Origin of the sequence: Leisingera sp. ANG-S5 (genome assembly GCF_000813925.1) — a bacterium.
GTDB lineage: Bacteria > Pseudomonadota > Alphaproteobacteria > Rhodobacterales > Rhodobacteraceae > Leisingera.
Map to the genome: position 1 here is coordinate 24,391 of NZ_JWLH01000019.1, position 16,939 is coordinate 41,329.

At 57.2% G+C, this 16,939-nt stretch carries 17 protein-coding genes; 9 read left to right on the forward strand and 8 right to left on the reverse strand.

Features of this window, described 5'->3' with window-relative positions; translation table 11 throughout:
- Positions 1-174: 174 nt before the first annotated feature.
- Positions 175-423 (reverse strand): helix-turn-helix domain-containing protein, encoded by a 249-nt coding sequence (locus tag RA25_RS23505; RefSeq protein WP_082023115.1) that lies wholly within the window; start codon positions 421-423, stop codon positions 175-177.
- Positions 424-585: 162 nt separating this feature from the next.
- On the opposite strand from RA25_RS23505, the gene RA25_RS22830 reads away from it, so the two are divergent.
- The 3 genes from RA25_RS22830 to RA25_RS19780 all read left to right on the forward strand — a co-directional run bounded on the left by RA25_RS22830 (position 586) and on the right by RA25_RS19780 (position 3,903).
- The gene (locus RA25_RS22830; protein WP_152612249.1) at positions 586-1,164 is read left to right on the forward strand and encodes a helix-turn-helix domain-containing protein; all 579 of its coding nucleotides are present in this window, start codon (positions 586-588) and stop codon (positions 1,162-1,164) included.
- Between the two features lie 539 nt (positions 1,165-1,703).
- Positions 1,704-3,017 carry an AAA family ATPase gene (locus tag RA25_RS19775; protein ID WP_039174611.1) on the forward strand — a complete coding sequence of 438 codons (1,314 nt, stop codon included), beginning with the start codon at positions 1,704-1,706 and terminating at the stop codon, positions 3,015-3,017.
- 13 nt (positions 3,018-3,030) lie between these two features.
- Entirely contained in the window at positions 3,031-3,903 is an 873-nt protein-coding gene (locus tag RA25_RS19780) for a DUF4435 domain-containing protein (protein WP_039174613.1), read from the forward strand.
- A 529-nt stretch (positions 3,904-4,432) separates the two neighbouring features.
- Here RA25_RS19780 and ctlX read toward each other — a convergent pair.
- Both ctlX and RA25_RS19790 read right to left on the reverse strand, forming a co-directional pair.
- A complete protein-coding gene (gene ctlX, locus RA25_RS19785) occupies positions 4,433-5,368 on the reverse strand; it encodes a citrulline utilization hydrolase CtlX (RefSeq protein WP_039174615.1) in 936 nt (311 codons plus the stop codon).
- Entirely contained in the window at positions 5,365-6,435 is a 1,071-nt protein-coding gene (locus tag RA25_RS19790; protein ID WP_039174617.1) for an ornithine cyclodeaminase, read from the reverse strand. The genes ctlX and RA25_RS19790 overlap by 4 nt, the downstream gene beginning before the upstream one ends.
- 140 nt (positions 6,436-6,575) lie before the next feature.
- Here RA25_RS19790 and RA25_RS19795 point away from each other — a divergent pair, with 140 nt between their 5' ends.
- The gene (locus tag RA25_RS19795) at positions 6,576-7,022 is read left to right on the forward strand and encodes an Lrp/AsnC family transcriptional regulator (RefSeq protein ID WP_039174618.1); all 447 of its coding nucleotides are present in this window, start codon (positions 6,576-6,578) and stop codon (positions 7,020-7,022) included.
- A 56-nt stretch (positions 7,023-7,078) separates the two neighbouring features.
- Positions 7,079-8,011: a LysR family transcriptional regulator gene (locus RA25_RS19800; RefSeq protein WP_082020364.1), complete on the forward strand. Its 933-nt coding sequence runs from the start codon at positions 7,079-7,081 to the stop codon at positions 8,009-8,011.
- On the opposite strand, the gene RA25_RS19805 is transcribed toward RA25_RS19800, so the two are convergent.
- Entirely contained in the window at positions 8,008-8,724 is a 717-nt protein-coding gene (locus RA25_RS19805; RefSeq protein ID WP_052254312.1) for an aspartate/glutamate racemase family protein, read from the reverse strand. The two genes, RA25_RS19800 and RA25_RS19805, sit on opposite strands and share 4 nt — an antisense overlap.
- Before the next feature lie 169 nt (positions 8,725-8,893).
- On the opposite strand from RA25_RS19805, the gene RA25_RS19810 reads away from it, so the two are divergent.
- Positions 8,894-9,961: an Ldh family oxidoreductase gene (locus RA25_RS19810; protein WP_039174621.1), complete on the forward strand. Its 1,068-nt coding sequence runs from the start codon at positions 8,894-8,896 to the stop codon at positions 9,959-9,961.
- 48 nt (positions 9,962-10,009) lie between these two features.
- Here the strand turns inward: RA25_RS19810 and RA25_RS19815 are convergent, their stop codons facing one another.
- The 4 genes from RA25_RS19815 to dctP form a co-directional block, all read right to left on the reverse strand.
- Positions 10,010-10,453 (reverse strand): universal stress protein, encoded by a 444-nt coding sequence (locus tag RA25_RS19815; protein WP_039174622.1) that lies wholly within the window; start codon positions 10,451-10,453, stop codon positions 10,010-10,012.
- A gap of 15 nt (positions 10,454-10,468) precedes the next feature.
- On the reverse strand, positions 10,469-11,752 hold the full coding sequence (locus tag RA25_RS19820) for a TRAP transporter large permease (protein ID WP_039174624.1): 1,284 nt from the start codon (positions 11,750-11,752) through the stop codon (positions 10,469-10,471).
- A gap of 9 nt (positions 11,753-11,761) precedes the next feature.
- Positions 11,762-12,346 carry a TRAP transporter small permease gene (locus tag RA25_RS19825; protein ID WP_039174626.1) on the reverse strand — a complete coding sequence of 195 codons (585 nt, stop codon included), beginning with the start codon at positions 12,344-12,346 and terminating at the stop codon, positions 11,762-11,764.
- Between the two features lie 75 nt (positions 12,347-12,421).
- Positions 12,422-13,459: a TRAP transporter substrate-binding protein DctP gene (gene dctP / locus RA25_RS19830; protein WP_052254313.1), complete on the reverse strand. Its 1,038-nt coding sequence runs from the start codon at positions 13,457-13,459 to the stop codon at positions 12,422-12,424.
- 413 nt (positions 13,460-13,872) lie between these two features.
- Here dctP and RA25_RS19835 point away from each other — a divergent pair, with 413 nt between their 5' ends.
- The 3 genes from RA25_RS19835 (at position 13,873) to RA25_RS22835 (ending at position 16,797) form a co-directional block, all read left to right on the forward strand.
- Positions 13,873-14,829 carry an arginase family protein gene (locus RA25_RS19835; protein WP_052254314.1) on the forward strand — a complete coding sequence of 319 codons (957 nt, stop codon included), beginning with the start codon at positions 13,873-13,875 and terminating at the stop codon, positions 14,827-14,829.
- A gap of 422 nt (positions 14,830-15,251) precedes the next feature.
- Positions 15,252-16,103, forward strand: a complete 852-nt coding sequence (locus tag RA25_RS19840) for a hypothetical protein (RefSeq protein WP_152612250.1) — start codon at positions 15,252-15,254, stop codon at positions 16,101-16,103.
- 226 nt (positions 16,104-16,329) lie between these two features.
- Positions 16,330-16,797 carry a hypothetical protein gene (locus RA25_RS22835; protein WP_152612251.1) on the forward strand — a complete coding sequence of 156 codons (468 nt, stop codon included), beginning with the start codon at positions 16,330-16,332 and terminating at the stop codon, positions 16,795-16,797.
- The last annotated feature ends 142 nt before the right edge of the window (positions 16,798-16,939 follow it).

A 16,939-nucleotide genomic window follows, 5' to 3' on the forward strand; every position in this document is an offset into this window, starting at 1 on the left:
GAGGTCTCGATTGACAAAGCCAAGCCTCTCCGGTGCCGGGAACGGCAACGAAACAGTTGACTTTGAGCCTGTGCTGGGGGAAGAAGGTGTATCGGTTTCAGATCGATACTATTTCAAAGGCCTTGGCAGGTGCGAACTGCCAGGGCCTTACTCTTTTTCCATTTCGTGAAATTTCTACTTCATCCGTATTTCTCCCCCTGTTTCATACCGTTCTGGCCAAAGGTTTTCCGGGGAGTGCCCAAGTTTCTCGGCAATTGCTTTCTGGATGCGATGGGACCGCCGGTACCCTTGTGACACCGTGGAAACAGAACTGATCGACACCCCAAGTTCCCAGCTCAACTGTGCCAGGGAACTGCCGGAAATCCTCAGTTCGCACTTGATCCGCTCATGTTTCTTCAGATCTACAACTAACGGAAGTGCCAAGCTAAGAACTCCGACCTAATCCAGTTGCTTTTTGAATATCAGGGCACCCAACCCGAGTCTCAATTTTTCCTGATGTTTTTCAATTATTTACACTTCACCCTCTCAAAAAATTGGAATCCGACGTTTGACGGCTTAAAAGTTTCTTGATGACATGAGACCGCGATGAGCGCCGAAGCGGCGACTGAGCCGACAGGTAAACCGGAGCGTTCTGTAGAAATGTCAAAGAGAGTCTTTCTAGCAAACCTCGGCGGCAAGCAGCGCATCTATGTCTGCAACGGGTGCGGAGGATGGGTTCCATATTCCCGCAGCCAAATCGCTGCGGCATTTGAGGAATGTGCCAGCATCAAAGATCTTGCAGGTATCTTTGGCATCAGCCCGTTGCTGGCGAGAAGAATGCTGTCAATCGCTCGCGTCGATTATGTCCAGCGGCTGTACAAAGATTACTTGAAGGGCATGACTTGCGTAGAAATCGCAAAAAAGAACGGAATGAAACCAGAAACTTTGTCAAAAGTGTTTAACGGCAAGGGGTTAGATGTGTGGCCCGGGCGGCGGAGGCCTCGTATTCCTACCAAGAAACTGTCCAATCTCTGGCAACAAACCAGAACGATCAACAGATTTGCAAAGGCTCTGAAAGTCCACTGGGAAACTGCGGCGAAGTTGCAGCAACAAGTTCATCACCTGAAAACTGTCCAGCTGTTTTCCCACGGCGGATCAATACCTAGTGGTGCGAAACCTCCTTAGCACAGACTGCTAGGCAGGCTAGCTCGAGGTCAGCATAGCTGGTTGTTGCCCAAAGCCTGGTCGAATGCCGCAATGCAGCTTTCGCTTTGCCGCTGTTCGTGTATCGCGCAGCGTTTCTGAAGGCCGAAGAACCGTACAACGGAACGTTTCTGCCGTTCGCTGCGCGCGCAGCCTAAGCAAGCGCAGGCGTCCGCTTTGCGCAGGAAGCGCCCTTTGCAAACTCGGCCGTTTGACGCAACCGACCGAGGATTTTTGCTGCGGCGCAGCCCGCCGTTTCTGCCGTTCGCTGCGACAGCGAGCTTCTGAACCCGGTGAATTCACACAGTGCGGGACCTTCCCGACATTCGCTGCAGGTGCAGTGGGAGCGCGCCTAAATTGAGTTTGGAACCTAGGTCGAATGACACGAACTCTCGGAGAGCCCCCTTCCGAGCGATATGCGTACAAGTCGGCAGTGAACAAGGTCAAGATGTAGGGAATAGACCTTCACCCCTTGCGATTGATCGAATGCTGCGCTTATCTTGCTGAAAAAAGAGAGTATCATGAAACTTACCTCACTCGCCGTGGAGAACCTTTATGGCTCTCTCAAGTTCGACATTAACTTCAATGAGCGATTGAATCTTCTAGTTGGCATCAATGGCAGCGGCAAAACTAGTGCGCTAAATGTGATTGACTGGTTGTTGGCGCCGAATTTTGGAAAAATCGCATTAACGCCCTTCGACTGTATTCGTCTCGCCCTCCAGAAAGAAGGGCAAGAGGTAAAGATAGAGGCAAGAGAAACAAAAAGTGATGAAGAGGATTTGTTTCGGAGAATCATTATCTCTGTCGAGGCTGGAGAAAGGAAACTTGAGCCAATTGACATAAAAATTTCAGGCGATCACATTGAGCGTAGTTTCGATGAGGATTACTCACTTAGGCTGAAGCCTGAAAAGAACGAGGAGGAAACGGTTTCCTTCTTGAAAGGTTTGAGAAAGCCAACAGCCGTTTCTCTGGAGCGCACTATAACCGCTGAGGTTGAGGAGAATATATATTACGAGGGAAGTAAGGCTTCTGCGCGCCCTGGGAAAAAGAAAATCACACCACTTGAGCACATTCAAGATATATTCACACAAAAGTACGCCACTTATCGGCAAAAGGCTCGCCTAAATGACTCTGAGTTGAAGTCGAAAATATTTCTAACAGCTCTCCACAGTCCAGGCACCAAGGGGATTGAAAGGCCTGAAGTGCAGCTCGCTCCGGAGAGCGTTGAAGTTTTGGAAGAGAAGGTAACACGCTATCTTTCAGCGTCGATTAAATCTGAAGACGTCGAGAAACAAGTAAAAATGTTTTTCTCGTACTTTAAAAACCTAAAGGAAGAAATAGAGAGAAACTCTCCGGGCTCAGATGATTTTGCAAGCCTGGTTCAATCGCAATTCGAGCGAGTTGATCAGCTTGCGCGCGCATTCAATGAATTCGAGAATAAGAATGCGACCGCCTTTAAGGAAATCGACACTTATCTCAAATCCGTCAACAAGTTTTTGAAGGATAGCGGGAAGTTTGTCTTTGCTGATGACAGCAGGGGGCAACTTGTTTTTGATGGCATTGGCAGCATAGACAAATCCCGGACCGAGCGGCCAATAAGGATGCTCTCATCTGGGGAGACGCAGATACTTATCCTTTTTGCCTTAATAGCATTTGAGGCACCCGAGAATTCTGTTTTCATCGTTGATGAACCGGAGTTATCGCTGCACCCAAAGTGGCAGATGGATTTCATGGATTCATTTCTCGATCTGTGCCCAGCAGGGTCCCAGATATTGATTGCAACACACTCCCCTGAAATTGTTGCGGGCAAGAAAGATTCTTGCATCGTGCTATAAGAAAGTACTTTCAATGACTTCTGAGACACAGGGGATTCCCGAGCGCAGTGCGGGTGGCTTAGCCGCGGCCGATCTGTTCTTTTCAAGATTCAATGATTGCAATTTTTATGTCGAGGACGCTGATCAAGAAAATCTATACTTCGAAATTTTAAGGAAAATATTTCCTGGAATTGAGTTGGCAAAGATCTTTCCGCTTGGAGGGAAGGCTAATGTGATTGACCATGCCAGGGATGCAGCGAACAACTCAATTGAGAATAGGATTTATATTCTCGACAAGGATTTTGATGACCTCCTGGAGAAGAAAGAGGACCTTCAAAGTGTCTTCTATCTTGACCGGTTCTGTATAGAAAACTACCTTTTGGACGAGAGCGCGCTAATTGAACTTGTTGTAGAGACTCACCCCAAGAAAAAGCGCGAAAGCATTCGCGAAGAGTTGTCCCTGCAGGCAATGATACCGCAAATTGGTGAGGCGCTTCGGGAGTTATTTGCGGCTTTCTTTTTTGTACAAAAGGAAGGCCTTGGCCTGAGTAATTGTAAAGAAAAGCCAGAAGCTTTTTGCCAAAAGGGCCAACTGTGGAAGGTTTGCCCAGCCCTCATGCAAGGTTACATGAATGACATCACATCCTCATGTGAGGAACAGGGAGTAGAATTGCCCAAAGATATTTTGTTCGATGACTTGAGACTGGAGGCATTTCAAGCCTCAAGTACCCCAGAAGTTATTAGCGGAAAGTTTTGGTTGTCGATGGTTTTTCACTATATCAAATCTAAGTACAAATTGGGGGCCATTACTTTTGACTCGTTTGTTTTTAGAATCGCTAAGAACTGCTCTTTCGTTGAACTAGAGAGCTTGGCCGCAGAAGTTCGAGCAACTCACCCTATCACATAGCCATCTGCGTGTCGCTCGACCCAAAGGGGGCAGGCGTGTAAGCGTTAGTTTTTCGACGATGAACCACAACGCTTGATTGAGTTCCTTGGCCTCCGACACTTAGTGACAATGGCAGCTAAGGGCTCGCTGCCGCCATGCGGCGGCACAGCACCGAGAAACCAGCACCAGCCTGCCCCAGGCCGACTGTGATCGGCTCAAGCAGCCCAAAGCGGCCGCCTGCCTGGTGATCAGTCAGGCGGGCCAGCGCAAGCAGGTCGGGCGGGAAGCAGACCTTCGCTGCGCATCGCAAGATATCGAGCGATCCTCAGTGTAAGCTGACATTGGCGTCGAGCATGTATCCACGCGCAAGGACGCTATGCGCCTTTAACAATTTCAATTGCTAGACGAGTAATATGCTTCCGTCATTGGCTAGGCAGTATCTACGCTTACTCGACAGTTCCCGGGGATCGGCAAGGGGCTGTGGCCGGCCAGGCATCAGGAAACAATGGTAGACCCGCTCAAGCTCAGAGCGGGTCTTTCGTTGCTCTCTTTAGCCGCGACTGGCCAGGTGGATGCCGGCAATGGTGCAGCGCACTGACCCGCCCGCCATTTCGATGGTCGGGATCTGCAGCGGCACCAGAATGGCATGGGCTTCGATGCGGTGGCGCTGTTCGGGGGTCAGCGCATCATATGCCGCTTGGGACAGCGCCAGTACCGGGCCGTCCCAGCCCATCAGCTCAATGGCGTTACCGGCAAATCCGGCGATTTGAGCTTCGCTGAGTTCGATCACATCCCGGCCTGTTTCTCCCAAACGTGCGACGATTTCGGCCCGTCGGGCGGGATCGGTGATCATGCCGGTGCCGGTCAGGGCAAAGCCGGTGCCGATGCACATCAGGACGTTGGTGTGATAGACCGGTGTGCCCTGGCCATCCTGGGCGTCAAACACCATCGGTTCAAAGTTGAAATGGGTGCAAAACCGTTCCAGCGCCACCGGGTTGGTGCGGTCGCTGGCCACCGCGTAAGCCACCCGGTTGATATGGTCGAGCACCATGGCGCCGGTGCCTTCCAGAAACAGCCCGTCCGGCTCCAGCCCGGAATAGTCGATGATGTCCTGCACTCGGTACTCGGATTTGAGCATCTCCAGGATGTCCTGGCGCCGCTCAAGCCGCCGGTTTCTGGCCTTCATCGGATAGACCGCCACATGGCCGCCTGCATGGGTCGAGAACCAATTGTTGGGAAAGACGCAATCGGGCGTGGTCGGGTCTTCGCCTTCGAACACATGCACCCGAACGCCATGCTCACGCAGCACCTCCACCGCGCGGGAGTGTTCGTCATAGGCGCACCGGGCAGAATTCGCTTCATCCTGGCCATTGGCATTCACAACCGCCTGGAACGCGTTGTCAGCCGCAGTTTCAGTGTTCACGGTAAAATGGTGCGGGCGAACCATCACCACCGCGCCGGGGGCCTGCACCGAAGAGCGGATCATGCCGCGCCCTCTGCAACTGGAGCCGCGCGCAGCACCATGCCAAAGAGATCGCGTGGGTCATCCGGGTCAGCCAGCATGTCGAGATCCTGATAGAGGCCGGTGCCCTCCAACTGGTCGCGGACATAGCGCAGCGCCGAGAAGTCCTCGGTCGCAAAGCCCACCCCGTCAAACAGGGTGATCTGGCGCGCATCCGTGCGCCCTTTGGCCTGGCCGGTGATGACCTTCCACATTTCGGTCACTGGAAAGTCCCCGGGCATCTGTTGGATCTCGCCTTCAATCCGGGTTTGCGGCGGGTATTCGACAAAGACGTCTGCGCGGGACAGGATTGCGCCGGCCAGCTCGGTCTTGCCGGGGCAGTCGCCGCCAATTGCGTTGATGTGCATGCCGGCACCGACCATATTGTCATTCAGGACGGTGGCGTTCTGCTTGTCCGCGGTGCAGGTGGTGATGATTTCGGCGCCCTGGACTGCTTCTTCAGCGCTGGAGCAGGCCACCATGTTGACGCCGCGCCCTTCAAGATTGCGTATCAGTTTTTCGGTCGCCTTCGGGTCGATGTCGTAGAGGCGCAGGCGGTCGATGCCGCAGATTTCTTTCATCGCCATCGCCTGGAATTCGGATTGCGCGCCATTGCCGATCATAGCCATGGTGCGGGCGCCCTTGGGGGCAAGATGTTTGGCCACAACGGCCGAGGTGGCGGCGGTGCGCAGGGCGGTTAGCACGGTCATTTCGGTCAGCAGCACCGGATAGCCGGTATAGACATCTGCTAGCAGCCCGAAAGCGGTGACGGTCTGCAGGCCCTCCTTGGTGTTCTTGGGGTGGCCATTCACGTATTTGAACCCGTAGGTGGTGCCGTCCGAGGTCGGCATCAATTCGATCACGCCCTCCTTTGAGTGCGCGGCCACGCGGGGAGTTTTGTCAAACAGCTCCCAGCGGCGGAAATCCTCTTCGATATAGCCGGCAATGCCAGCCAGCATCGGCGCGATGCCGATCCGGTGGATCAGCTGCATCATGTTGCCGACGCTGACAAAGGGAACGTAGGCACGTTCTGACGGGGCGGGTGCGGACATGGCGTCATCCTGTTCTTCGTTTCATGCGTTGTTGCCAGCATCCTCCATGCAGATTGCTTTAGAAACCTAAACTATGCCAGGTTTACAGCTCTTTGCTTGCACAATATGTTGGTACTTATTGAGCAAATTGCAGAACAGAGATGAAGCAGCGAAGCAGCGCCAAGCATATCTTCGACGATCACGACCGGCTGCTGATCAGCCTGTTGCGCAAGGATGGCCGGGCACCGGTGTCGAAACTGGCCGAGATCATGGGGGTGTCGCGCGGCACGGTGCAGACCCGGCTCGACCGGTTGCTCGAGAGCGGTGCGCTGCTTGGGTTCACCGCGCGGGTGCGCGATGATTATGAAAGCGATCAGATCCGCGCCATCATGATGATTGAGGTGATGGGCAAGAACACCTCGCAGGTGATCCGCAGGATGCGCGGGCTTCCGGAGCTGACGATGATGCACACCACCAGCGGCAAATGGGATCTGATCGCTGAAATCACGGTTGCCAGCTTGCAGGATTTTGACCGCGTCCTGCGCGAAGTGCGGCTGATCGATGGTGTGATGAATAGCGAGACCAGCATTCTCCTTTCAAGTGTTTGACTTTTACATCGGCAGCGAGGAGCATTTAACTCCGATTCATCCGGAATGTACGATGTATGCCCAGCTTAAGATCACGCCCGATTCCAAACCTTCAGGACATTGACCTCCGGCTATTACGGGTGTTTGTGAGCGTTGCACGAAACCGCGGATTTTCAGCGGCACAGACCGAATTGAATATCGGGCAATCCACGATCAGCGGGTACATCACCAAGCTCGAAGATCGCCTCGGGGTTAAGCTCTGCCTGCGCGGCCGGTCGGGGTTCCGCCTCACCGACGCGGGTGAAAAGCTCTATGATGCGGCGATCGAGCTGTTCGAGGATCTCGACCGGTTCCGTCTGAAAGTCGGAGAGGTGCGCGATGATCTGAACGGCAACTTCTATGCCGGGACGGTGGACAGCGTTGTGCAGGTCAAGGACAGCGTCATTCCGAAACTGCTTGGCGCTTTTGCGGAGAAAGCCCCAAACCTGCACCTCGATTTGCGGTTGGCCTCCCCGCAAGCGCTGGTGCGGGAGCTGACCGCCAAACGCTTCAGCGTGATCATTCTGCCTGTTTTCAGACCTTTGGCGGGTCTGAAGGTGCTGGAGCTGGAAGCCAGGAACCCTCAGATCCTGTTCTGCGCGCGCAATCACCCTCTCTACGGCAAGTCACCAGCCGAGGAGGAGCTGCGCGCTGCCCCGTTCGCCGACAGGGCGCATATGGAGGGCTGGGCCCCCTATTCCTCGCGGGCGCTGAACGTGGCGGCGACAACCGTGGATGTCGAATGCCAGCTCCTGTTGATCCTGTCGGGCAAGTTTATCGGCTACCTGCCTGCACGCCATGTCAGCAGCTATGTGGCATCAGGCGAGCTGTGGCCGCTGTCACACCCGGAAATGGACTATGATTCCCGCATGTGCCTGGCGGTGCGGGCGGATGACGAAAGCACGGCGACGCAGATATTCACCAGCCTCGCCTCGGGTTTGACGGGGAACGTGCTGCAGAGCGAGAGCTAGAAATTCGCCTTGCGGTGGGTGACCTGCCGGGCGTGATCGATGAGCGATATGAAATCATAGACCGGAACGCCTACCGCCTGCTGCAGCCGGGCGGCATAGGGGGTGAAGACCGCGCATTCCAGAAGCAGAGCTCCGATATCGTCCGGGCCGTTGCACAGGGCACGCGCGGCCTGCTCCAAACGGTGTCCGAAAGCCTCCGTATCCAGGTCCTGTTGTTGCATGCTGCGGAACTCGGGCGTAGTTTCGATGCTCGACACAACCACTTCAGCGCTATCGGGTAGGCCCGCCAGGCGCAGCACGTCCGGCGTCAGCCGATCCGCAAAGGCCGTCAGGATCGCGATTTTCTGCCATGCCCCGATCGACCTGGCAATGAGCGGCAATTGCAGAAGGCTGGATAGGAAAACCGGTACGTTGACGGCTTCCCTGACCGCATCCTGATAGTGCAGCATGAATCCGCAATTGCTGGAAATCGCCTTCACACCCATGCGCTCAAGCTCAACCGCGATGGCAATAACATCCTGTTCTATGGACTTGTCGCCGCCGCTCACCCGCCCCACATCGGCCGTCTCCACCACCTTCATCAGCACCGGGTAGTCGTAGGTTCCCGCATGTGCGGTGTCGCCGGGAACATGCGTTTCGACAAGGTTCAGCAGCAGCAGGCCGAGCTCGTAGCCATAGCCCTGCGCCTGGGGAAGCAATCTATAGACAGTCATATCTCACCTGTTGCGTTGACAGGAGAAGGCTGACATTCGCGCCGCCCCTCTGAAACTGCAAAGCCGCGAAGTGAACTTCGCCGCCCGGCTATTGTTTGGCAGGCCGACCTCTCTACCGTCCGGCGGGCCTCCCTGCGGGCGGGGCGTAATTGGCCCTTTGGAGAAAGTTATGCGGATTCAAGAGGGTAAGCTAAAATCACTCTATACGGGCTTTGCCCGCAAACTGGGGGCGGACGGCCGGGAGGCGGCGACCTTTGCCACCTGCCTTCTGCGCGCGGACATCCGCGGACACACGACGCAAGGGATGGGGTTGCTGCCCTATCTGGTCGAGCTGTTCGACGCAGGGGTCATGGCCTTCGGCAGTGCGCCGGAAATCATCCGGGATAATCCGGCCTCGGCGCTTGTTGATGGCAAACGGGGCATGGGGCAGATCAGCGGCACATTCGCGATGGATCTGGCGATTGAAAAGGCCCGCACTTGCGGCATCGGCTTTGTCAGCCTGCGCGGCGGCGCCGATTACGGCATGGCCTCCAACTACGCGATCCAGGCGATTGAGCAGGGGTTGATCGGCATGTCGATGAGCACCGGGCCTGTATTGGTTGCGCCATGGGGCGGCCGGGATGCCTGGTTCAGCACCAACCCGATCTCGCTTGCGGTGCCTGCCGGCGACCGGGACCCTATCGTGATCGACATGGCCACCAGCGCCAATTCGATGGGCCGGACCGTTCTGGCGGCCCGCGATGGCCAGAAGCTGCCCGGGCGGCAGCTGGTCGACGCGCAAGGGAATTACACGGACGACCCCGCGCAGGTCATCCTGAACCCGATGGACCGGGAATCCGGCATGGCCGGGGCGCTTCTCCCCGACGGGCCCAAGGGGTTCGGCATGGTGCTGATCGTCGAACTGCTCGCAGCGCTCTTGAGCGGCGAGCGCAGCTGGCAGGATGAGCACCCTTCGGACGGGGTGAACCGGCAGGCGTTCTATGGCCAGACCTTCATCGCCATTGATATCGCCAAGTTCCAGGATCCGGCTGATTTTGCAGGAGCCGTAGAGAGGATGGTCGAGACCCTCTCTTCGTCGCGCGCGGCCAACGGGTTCGACCGCGTGCGCTTGCACGGCGCAAAGGCGGCCGAAGCAATGCGCGATAACCAAGCCAACGGCATCTTCGTGCGCGACGAAGAATGGCAGCTGATGGCATCCGCCGCCTGCAAGCTCGGTATCCACCTGCCCGCAGTGTAGCATTCACCCACGGGCGCGGCCGTTAGGCCGTGCCGCCCCAGCGGCCGCTCAAGGGTGAGTGACCAGCACAGAACATTTCGCGAGGCTGGTGACTTTGTGCGAAACGCTGCCGAGCAGGTAGTTTTCCGCATCTCCGGAGCCGCGTCCACCCAGAACGATCAGGTCGGCGCGGTTCTGTTCTGCAAACCCGAGGATCGTGCGCGCAGGCGGACCGCGTTTCACCACTGCGCGGATATGGCTTGCGCCCATTTGCAAAGCCGCAGATTTTGCCTCTTCACAGATGCCTACTGCATGGGCCCGCAGCACATCCTCCACTGTGTCCGGGTCATCCACATCGACCATGGACAGCGACGCATCGAGCAGGCTGTGATGGCGGAACACGGTTAGTATCAGCAGCCGGGCCTGTGTCAGCCCTGCCAGCTTCACCGACTCGCTTAGGGCCCTGCGGCCCCCCTCAGAACCGTCCACGGGGCATAGGATTTTCTGGTACATAGCTCTGCTCCCTGCCTACCGGAACGCCATGTCGCGCAGGAGCAATGCGATCTGCGGAAAGAAGATCAGTGCCGCCGCCACGCTCAGCAGGATGAAGGTGAACGGGAAGATCCCGCGGATGACGTCCGCGTAGGGCTGTTTGAAAATCGCAATCGCCGTAAAGATATCGCAGCCGAACGGCGGCGTGGCGGAACCGATAGCCACCTGCAGGGTGATGATGGTTCCGACCAGCACCGGATCCAGCGCATTGGCTTCGACGACCGGTGCAAAGATCGGCACAAGGATCAGGATCACCACGATCGGGTCGACAAACATGCAGCCTACAAAGAACGACACTGAGATCACCGCCAGCACCATTTTCGGGCCCATCCCGTCGATGCCGATCGACCCGAGAATGGCCTGCGGCACCTGGGCGAATGAGATTACCCAGGAAAAGGCAGCGCCTGCGGCAATGAGGACAAACACCACCGATGTGATCAGGCCGGTGGACTTTGCGATCTTGTAGAGATCCGCTAGCCCGAGCGTCCTGAAAATGATGAATTCCAGAATGATGGCGTAGAGCACGCAGGCCCCGGCCGCTTCGGTCGGGCTGAACACCCCGCCATAGATGCCGCCGACGATGATGACGGGAAACCCCAGGGGCCAGAATGCCGCCCGCATCGCGGCCAACCTCGCGCGCCAGCTGCTCCTGGGCTCTTTCGGCACGTTGTTTCTGCTGGCATGGATGACACAGTAGACCGAGAACAGCACCATGATCAGAAGTCCGGGCCCGATGCCGGCAATGAACAGTTCGGCAATCGAGGTGCCCGAGATCACGCCGTAGATGATCATGCCGATACTCGGCGGGATCAAAAAAGCGATGTCGCTGGCGTTGATGATCAGCGCCAGAGTGAAGGAATCCTTGTAGCCGGATTGCAGCATCCGTGGTCGCAGCGGCGAACCGACAGCGACAACGGTGGCCTGCGTCGAACCAGATACCGCGCCGAACAGAGTGCAGGCAACGGCGGTGGATACGGCCAGGCCGCCACGGATGTGACCGATGAAGGTCATTACCAAGTCGATCAGCCGCGAGGCCGACTGCCCGCGCGTCATGATCTCCGCTGCGAGAATGAAGATCGGCACCGCCACCAGCGAGGCAGGGCGGATCCCGGCCAGCATCTGCTGCACCATAAAATCCATTTTGCCGAAGCCTCCGAAAGTCTCGTAAAACCCGTAGCCCGAGCCCAGCAGCAAAGGGATCATCATCGGAAAACCTGCTAGGAGCAGGACGATCATAATAGTGGTAATCTTGAGTGCCATCGGCAGGTCCTACAGCTCGATTTCGTCTTGGCCGTACCCCTCGCGCACATGGGTCGACAGATAGGTTCCGGTGCCGGACAGGTTCTTCAGCGCGGTGAGCGCGTATTGCGTTCCGGCGATGAAAAACCCTAGCGGGACAAGGAGATAGGACCAATAAACAGGGATGCCCAAGGCGGGCAGCACCCGGCCCTTGGGGGCGACGTTGAAAAACACGTAATCGATGGAGAACCAGAACAGCGCATACATCACTGCCGCGGTGACCAGCGCGATCACGATCATCATCTTCTTTCGCAGTGCGGCGGGCAGCGCATCAAACACCGCCGACATTCGGATGTGGCGGCCATGGCGCGCCGCATAGCCGATCCCGGAAAAGGTGACGAGGATGATCAGGACTCGGTTCAGCTCTTCCGAAAAGAACAGGCTCTGCTGAAAGAAGTAGCGGCCCACCACATTGGACATGGTGTTCATGGCCATCAGCATGACCGCCGCGGCCAGCAGAAAGGCCTCAATCCGGCTGACCCATGTGTCGATCATGCCGGCAATGCCCGGCAGGGCAGAGCCGTATGCCGAAGTTTCGGGTGTGTTCTGGGCCATTGGAGGCCTCCCCTGCATTTGGCGGGGCTGACCGCAGACCCGCGGCCAGCTACTGTTCCTGAATGCCGGTCCGCGTTATTGCATCGCGGCGGCGATATCCGCCTTCATCTGTTCCAGGATTGCAGCCCCCCGTTCGCCGGTCATCTCGACGAACTTGGCTTCCACTGCCTTGGCGGCTGCTCGGAAAGGCGCCCGTTCCTTTTCGTTCAGCACCACTACTTGCATCTCCGGCTTGGCTTCGAGGATCTTTTTCAGGGAGTCCTCTTCCAGGCCCTTCTGGTAGGCGACGATGTATTCAAAGGCCGCCGACACCGCATTGCGCACCACCTCCTTGTCCGCTTCGCTGAGCCCGTCAAAGAACTCCTTGTTGGCCATGAAGGCAGTGGTGAAGTTGCTGTGACCGGTAAATGTTATTACGTCGGTCACCTCGTACAGCTTGGTGGACCAGACAAAGGAAGTCGGATTTTCCTGCCCCTGGACGATATTGGTCTGGAGCCCTCCATAGACCTCGCCCCAGGGCAGCGGAGTCGGTACCGCGCCGAACGCCTTGTAGGCCTCCACCAGCAGCGGGTTGGTCATCACGCGGAACTTGACCTCGTTGAGGTCGGCCGGGCTGTGAACCGCACTTTTGGTGGTCATCACGACTTCGCCTGTCGGGAACATCTGCAGCAGCTCCAGGCCCTGTTCCGCATAGATATCCTTGAATGTTTCGTTGATAGCCACGCTGTCGCGGAAGAAATTGGCCAGATGCTCCGGGCTGTTGGGCAGAAGATAAGGAACAAAGAAGACTTGAGCCTCGGGGATCAGAGCGCCGGTGAAGCCGGGGGACTGAATGACAAATTCCAGAATGCCAGCCTGGCCCTGTTCCATCACATCGTCGGATTCACCCAGGGTGCCATAGGGGAACAGTTGCAGCGTGTGGTTCGAATTCTGTTCGATCTCCGCCTTGAGGCGCTGCGCAAATTTGCCCTGGACCTCATCAATCGCCTCCTCGAAAGCAAATTTCCATGTATCCGCGCGCGCGCCGGAGGCGGTCAGGCCGATGGTTGCTGCCACCGCGGCTGCAATGACGCCTGCCGCCAGCTTCCGGGGTTCTGGTTTCCACCACTTCATGTGTTCACTCCCTACTTTGCAGTGATCGGTGCGGTAGGTCGGACCCGCACCATTCTAGCTGTGTTTTCCCATCTGCCCGGCAGGCTCATGTAGGCCGACTCGCCGGGCGAAGGGATCGGCCAAAGGTCCTGTTCCGGAGCGGCAAGTTAAATTCCTGGCGTGCGATGTTCACTTTGCCGAAAGGCGACACATCCGGCCATCGGCGCTGCTAAGCGCCCGTCGCAGCCCCAACCCGGCAAGTACACTTTGCCGATCCCAGATGTTTCGAGCCGGCTTCATTGCCTAGATTGATCTGGAAACGAGCAGTCCAGGGCGTCACCGTCTCCTGGCCCTGTTGCTTTGCGGCATGGGCCGCGCAATTGCGACGCGGAGGGGCAGTCCTGGAACTGGAGGAAGCCAAGGGACATAGGCACATGACAGATAAACCCGATCTCGCAGCACTGTTTGGAGCAACTTCCGCAGAGACATTCCTCGGCCTGGAGGCCTGCAGCGATCTGGCCCAGATCGACGCTTCCTCCGCTTTCATCGGCGCGCCCTGCGCGACTCCCTACGGCTCGGTCGGCGCCTACTGCCGCAACGGGCCCGACTCGCTGCGCCGCGCCATTGCCTCCCTGACTGCAAACATTGAACGCCACAATTTCGATCTGGATGGCCCCACATTCCCCCCCGGCACGAAGGCAGCAGTGGATTGTGGGGATCTGCCCTGGAGTGAAACCAATTTTGCCGCCAACCGTGCCGCAATTCGTGAGGCGATTTCGGTGGTTACCGGCCGCGGTGTGGTCCCGATCCTAGTAGGTGGAGACGATTCCGTTCCAGTCCCCATGCTGGAAGCGCTCGGGGAGACGGGCAAGACCTACACCGTTTTACAGATCGATGCACATATCGACTGGCGGAATGAGCATATGGGCGAAACCAAAGGCCTGTCGTCAACTATGCGCCGCGCCTCCGAAATGGATCACATCGGCAAGATCATCCAGGTAGGCGCGCGCAGTATTGGCTCAGCCCATACGGATGATTACAAAGATGCGCTGGCTTGGGGAGTGAAATTCTTTTCTGGCCCTGATGTACACCGCAATGGGATCGAACCCGCACTGGGAGAGATTGAGCCCGGCGCAAATGTAGTCGTCTGTGTTGACATCGATGCCATGGACCCCAGCATTGCCCCCAACACTATCGGGCGGGCACCAGGGGGATTGAGCTACTATCATGTGCTGGATCTCATCCAGGGGGTGTCAGACCGCGGATCCATCGCTGCAATCGATTTCGTCGAAATCATGCCCGAGGTCGATGTGGATGGCATAGGCGGCATCACAGTATCGCGTCTCGTCGCGGCAACGATGGGGATTATCGCACGCCAGCAGATGGCATAATCTTTCCATTTGGCAATTGTCGCTTTCTGCGAGCGGACCGGAGTCCGCCTCGGGAAGTCGGTATGGCCTGATAAGGGCCATTAATTAGTCTGAAGCACCGAGGTTAAGGGGATCTGGGCTGTGGTTAGCTGCCAAGCGGCACAGTCCAGGCCGCTTCTGCAACAATGACTGGATTTTCCTGTCCACAAGGCACTAGCCAGTTTGAAATGCCGTAGCCGAGTGCGAAGGGCCGCTTTGGGGAAGCTGCACCGCGGCGACGGCCCCCTTGATCCGCGGCAGCTAAGGGCCGGGACACGCCTTGATCGCAAACGGCGGAGAAGCAAGCCTGAATTCCGCGTCGGCGGCGAACAGAGTGGACGTCGGTCCTGTTGCCCCGCTACCTCCACTTGCTAAGATCGCCCAGAACACCGGAGTACCGAAGTATGTACGATGAAAGCCCAATACCGCGCGGGGATCTTCTAGCGATGATCTCTGACCAGATTCCGGAGGTCTATCCGGACTATGGAATAAAAAAATCTGAAGCGCTGGCCGTGCGTGTCTTAGAGGATCTCTACATACTGGCGAGATGTGCGATCAGCAAATGCCGTGTGACCTACACCGATGCGATAACACTTCGTGGCTACGGCAACAGGCAAAACGGCAGATGGTTGGATGACGTCTATAGCTTCGCCATCTCTCCCTTGGGCTTCCCGGACCTCACCATGCTGGTCGTGAACGCCGCGACCGGGCAGCCGAGTGAGGATGCCTTCCAGACACGCCGGAGCAAGTTCAGCGAGATCCAGATATCAGAAGTCCCTCGGGAGCAGAACCGGTGCGTTTGGTTCGAGGGCTATGAAGCAGTGCTCGGGCCGCTGGAGCCTATTCCGGCGGAATATCACTACGCGCGATCAGTGATGCCGGAGCCGGCCCAGGAGGCCGAGATCCGTCGGGCAGTCTCGAACGCGATCCAGCGTGTGAATGGGGTCGGCAAGGTGACCATGAAGGTCGGTAAGGAGTACGTGGGTTCTGGAAACTACTCCGAGCTCTGTCTTCTGACGAGCCAGCTGTTGAAAATGCAGAAAGGTCGCTGTGCCCTGACCGGACAGCCTTTCGAGATGCGCTCGACCGAAGAGGGCGGCATTCAGGATGATCGGATGTCACTAGACCGGATCGACAACTCCCGCGGCTACTACGATGGGAACGTCCAGCTCGTGACGCAGTTCGCAAACCGCGCGCGCGGGCAGATGTCGACCCAAGAAGCCCGGTGCCGGCTCACTCAGTATGAGGAGCCTTGATCGCTTACATATCTGAACCGTCACTAACGGCCGGTTCGGGGAAGCTGCAACGCAGCGAGGCCCATCCCGGCGAATGGCAGCTTAGGGCCGGTCACGTCTTGAAGGGCGATCACAGGTCACAACTTTGCTCCGGCAGCTTCCTGCAGCTTCGCTGCCCCTGGTTCACCCCGCAGCATCACATGAGGTAGCTGGGCCCTGCCGAAGGTCCGTTTTCGGGAAAATCACAATGGAATTTTGCACGGACAGCATCTATGGCACTCGCCACCATGTCTATGTCTGCTCCGGGCTGCCTGGCGTCGTCTGGCAGAAGCGTCCTGGTGAAGTTTCGCTGCAACGCTGCCGCCGCATCGCCGCAAGTCGGCAGCGAGCCCAACTTGTACCTTGGATTTTCGTGCTGCGTGCGCTCGCAGCACGAAAATCGCCGCAAGCGCTCAGTTTCCACCGCCGCAGGGCAGCGGCAAAATCTGCCATTCGTCGAATGCGCAGAAATTCCAATACGGCAGATTCACAGGTTGCCGGACGTTGCTGCCGTTCGCCCCTTGTCTACGGACGGCAGCAGCCAGCCCTGAAGCAGCAGTTCGAACCTGATGCGGTCACCGAGATTCTGCGACGGCGAAGCGTCTGGACCGCCATTCTGAAAGCTGCCGTTCCGCCAGTGGTTACGCGCATGGATGCGAACCGGGATGGAAAATGACCCCGTAGAAAGGGCAGCTGCAACGGACTCTGCAGGGCAGCTCACCTGAAGAAATCTCCATTTCGAAAAACCCAGTAGTTATTGCGCAACCAGAATATGATCGGGCAACAAACGGCAGTCGGCGCCTGTTCCTCGACGTGTT